This is a genomic window from Spiroplasma endosymbiont of Megaselia nigra (genome assembly GCF_003987485.1).
GTDB lineage: Bacteria > Bacillota_I > Bacilli_A > Mycoplasmatales > Mycoplasmataceae > Spiroplasma.
Genome location: NZ_RCOO01000103.1, coordinates 1 through 4006, shown reverse-complemented (window position 1 = coordinate 4006; position 4006 = coordinate 1). Strand labels below are relative to the sequence as shown.

Below are 4006 nucleotides of genomic sequence, written 5' to 3'. Positions count from 1 at the left end.
TTATTTACCATTTGAAATATTTAGAGAACAAGGTAATGATAAAGTTGGTGCTATCTTTGGAGCAAATGCAACTAGTTTAGGTTTTACAACTTTATTAACAGATAAAATAGAAGGTAATGTTTTAAAAAAAGATGGTAAACCAACAGAAAGAATAACTTATTCAACTTATAATTTAAAACAATTAAATGAAAAAACAAACAGAGTTTATTTAATTAATGAGAAAACCAAGGCAATTGACGCTCAAACACCAGTTAGTGATAGTGAAAAAGATAATAATTGCGAATTCTTACAAACACCAGATGGAGCAAATTGTAGTTATATAATTGATATGTTTTCAATTCAAGCATTATATAAAGGTAATTTTGAAATTATCTTTTATGCTGATAATCCATATACAAATAATGAAGAAGATTATTTAAGATTATCAGTATGAAGTTTCAGAGGTAAAACAAAAAGTACATTAAATAATTATTTACGCGATATGACAACAAATTATAAAACTAGTTTCTTATTGCCACACGACTATGAAATACCAACATTTAATTACCCTCAATATGTATTACCACCAAGCATTGATTTTTATCCAGTACAAATTATATTAGACAAAGCAGATAGTAAATTAGATGCTTATGCTGAGGGTAATGGTCGAGGTGGAACACGAGAACAAAAATATTATAATAAAGATATTTTATTATTTGATTTTGGAACATTTGGAGCAAATAATTGAAAACAAGTTCAAAATAATTATGATAATTTTAGTTTTGAAAATTCAGGAAGCATAGTTTTTGAAGCGAATAGTATTGATCCTGAATTTAATTGGTCAAAAAGACTAGAAACAAAAATTAATGTTAAAATAGAAAATATTAATGAAAGTGGATATAATATTTTTAATAATTTAGAAGAATATCAATATCCATTTAAACAAAATGATGACGGTTATCATTTTAAAACACAAATTGTATTTTATAATGATGGTGTTAAATTAAAAATGCGTGTTAATTATGAATTATATTTAAAAGGAAAATTAGAATTTCCTTCTAATACCAAATATAACGCCCATTTTTTAATAGAAACTGCTTCTATTGCTAATATTAATTTAAAACAAAAATAGGGATAAAACCCTATTTTTTATAATAATTTAAACAATAATATTTCCGTTTTCATCTATTTTAAGTATGTCATTATTTATAGTTTCATTATCACCTAACCATTGATAAACATTTTTGAAATACTCACCTTTATCTTGTCCTCATGTATGAGGGAATTTTTTATCATATTTTTTAATTCATAATACTAAACCAGAATAATATCTTTTACCATGACTTAAAGCAATATCGTATTCATTAGAATTATAAATATCTTTTGGTTTACTATTATTTTGGAATTTAATAATATTTCATTTATTATTTTCTCCTCTTGCAATAACAAAGTATCATTTATTATTATCTTCGTGAAATGCTTTATTTGAAGAACAAATTTTTTTTAAACTACCAATAATTTTATTTTCACATTTTGGTTCTTCATCACAACTAACTAAACTTGTTGTACTTGTTCCAATTAATGATATTGAACCTAAAATACTTAATATTTTTTTCATTAATTATTTTTATAATTTAAATATTTTACAGCTAATTGTAGTTATACTTTTTAAAGACCCTGTTATTGTTGAAAATACTGGAATAAGAGAAAATGAATCATTAACATCTCCCATTAGTTCATTTGATTCACATATTTTAGATGGGTTTTTATCTAATTCTTCTTTTATTTTATTTATTCTTGTATTTAGAAGATCAATATCTTCATAAATTTTATTAATTTCATTTTTTAAATTTAAAATAATATCATTTATTTTATTTATCTCATCGTGATTTTTTATAATACTTAATTTATCTTTTAAAAGAGAAATTTGAATTCTTAATTGAAAATTTTTATCATCTTTTCAAGTTCTTTTTTGCGCCTCGGTAAAAGTTGGAACATCTTCTTTAATTTGTCTGTTAACTTCATTTTCTAATTTGTTATAATCATTTTTTCATTCTTTTAATAAATTCATAATATTATCATCATTCAATTCTTCATATGATCAATATTCATAAAAATTACCATTGTTTACACCAAAATAAATTTTATTATTTTCTAAATCAGAGTGTATAGAATAAATTGAATTATTTGTATTAAATATTTTTTTCATTCTTTTTGTTAGAATATTATATTCATAAATATTTCCATCTGTTGTAGCAAAAAAGATACTATTTTTTAAGTGAATAACACAAATAATAGCCTTTTCTGATGAAGATGAAAAAATAACATTTATGTTTTGCTCTTTAGGTGTAGTTTTATATTCATAGATTTTTCCTGAATTTGTAATAAAATAAAAATTATTATTTAAACTTGCAAATGAATTTCTTACTGGTAAATTGTTTTGGTCAAAATAACTATCTAAAACAGGGGCAAACAATCTCTCACCAGAAAGTGGATCAGCTCCCACTTTTTTTGTAAAGGATTTAATACCATTAATATTTTTATAATTATACTTAGATCTTTTTAAATTATTAAAATTATCTAAATTATTAGGACTTATTATTTTTTTTGTAGTTCTTAATATACCACTCTCTTTAATTTCTATATTATTATCTCTTTTTACTCTACTTAAATTTTCTAAATTATTTGTTTGTAAATTAATATTACTATTTAAATTTTCTTGTTTTTGATAAGGACTGGCAGCAATTGTTGTTGGTATAGCACTGCCACTAATTGTTAATACACTTAATAAACTAAGTAATTTTTTCATACTTGTTTTTCTCCTTTTCTTAATCTTGAAACTTTTTATCAAGATCAAGCTTAAGTATATATATATATATATATATATACAAGCAAAATTATAAATTATTTTAAAAATTTTATCTTGCTAAATACCCCGCTATTACGCGTTTTAAGGGTTAAATTAGAAATAAAATATATTAAGTTTAGTATTTATTTACATAAAGTATTGTATTGGTAAATTATTAGTATATAATTAATGTAAGTTTTAATCTTTTTGTATCAAAAAAGAGTTATGCTGACTTGTTAATCGGACAAGAATAAAAAAAGAGAGGTTTATAAAATGGCACTTACAAAAGAACAATTAATAGAACAAGGTTTAAGTGAAGAGATTGCTGAAAATATCTTAAATCAGTTTAATAATGAAGCAAAGCAAATTAGAGAAAGTGTGCAAAAACGCGAAGATGTTATATCAAAAGAAGACTTTATTAAATTATCTAATGAATTAGATGAATTAAAAGCATTTAAAGATGTTCCATCTACTAAAATTGAAAATATTAAAACTAATTTAGAAAAAGTTAGTGGTAATTCTTTAACTGAAAAAATGCAAACTTTAAAAGAATTAAAACCTGATTTGTTTGTTGAAGAACAACCATCAGTTTCACCAACTAATATTATTAAAGAAATGATTGAAAAATCAGTTGAAAATAAAAATGATGAAATTGAAACTATTAAAGAAAAAGGTGCATATACACCTGAGGAAATTAAAAAATTAACTGATTATACACTTAAAAACCTTAGATAATAAGGGAGTGAAATTATGGCAACAATTAATTTGCCACAAGTACCTTTTACATTAGAAGGTAATACAACAGGTCAAAAAGCCTATGTTGATATGGTTAATGCTTTATTGCGTGGACCTTTATATAATGAATATGCAAGTATTATGCAATATGCAACAGCAACAGCTGAACAAGTTGCTTGATTACCAAATGCAGGACAAGCATTATATAATTTAACTCATCGTGTAGTATGACAAGATGATTATTCATTACCAAATGGTGGGACAACTCAAACAATGGGATTAACAAGAATTCCAGTTCCTATTGATAAAAGATTTAATTTAAAATTAATGAATGAAGCATTTGACTTAGCATTAATAGAACAAAATATTAAAAATGGTGTTATTGCTGATGCTATTTCTAGTGTTGTACAGAATAAATTTGTTAATTTAGAATGTGAATTAATT

General features: G+C 23.3%; 5 protein-coding genes. 3 read left to right on the top strand and 2 right to left on the bottom strand.

Going from position 1 to position 4006, the window contains the following annotated elements; translation table 4 throughout:
• On the top strand, positions 1 to 1111 hold a 1111-nt coding region (locus D9R21_RS07180), incomplete at its 5' end, for a hypothetical protein (protein ID WP_158613897.1).
• Between the two features lie 27 nt (positions 1112 to 1138).
• Here the strand turns inward: D9R21_RS07180 and D9R21_RS04775 are convergent.
• Positions 1139 to 1597 (bottom strand): lipoprotein, encoded by a 459-nt coding sequence (locus tag D9R21_RS04775; protein ID WP_126821314.1) that lies wholly within the window; start codon positions 1595 to 1597, stop codon positions 1139 to 1141.
• Between the two features lie 9 nt (positions 1598 to 1606).
• The gene (locus tag D9R21_RS04770) at positions 1607 to 2788 is read right to left on the bottom strand and encodes a coiled-coil domain-containing protein (protein WP_126821313.1); all 1182 of its coding nucleotides are present in this window, start codon (positions 2786 to 2788) and stop codon (positions 1607 to 1609) included.
• 312 nt (positions 2789 to 3100) lie between these two features.
• On the opposite strand from D9R21_RS04770, the gene D9R21_RS04765 reads away from it, so the two are divergent.
• Both D9R21_RS04765 and D9R21_RS04760 read left to right on the top strand, forming a co-directional pair.
• A complete protein-coding gene (locus D9R21_RS04765) occupies positions 3101 to 3562 on the top strand; it encodes a hypothetical protein (protein WP_126821312.1) in 462 nt (153 codons plus the stop codon).
• Positions 3563 to 3577: 15 nt separating this feature from the next.
• Positions 3578 to 4006: hypothetical protein (locus D9R21_RS04760; RefSeq protein WP_148108830.1), on the top strand; the 429-nt coding region annotated here is incomplete at its 3' end.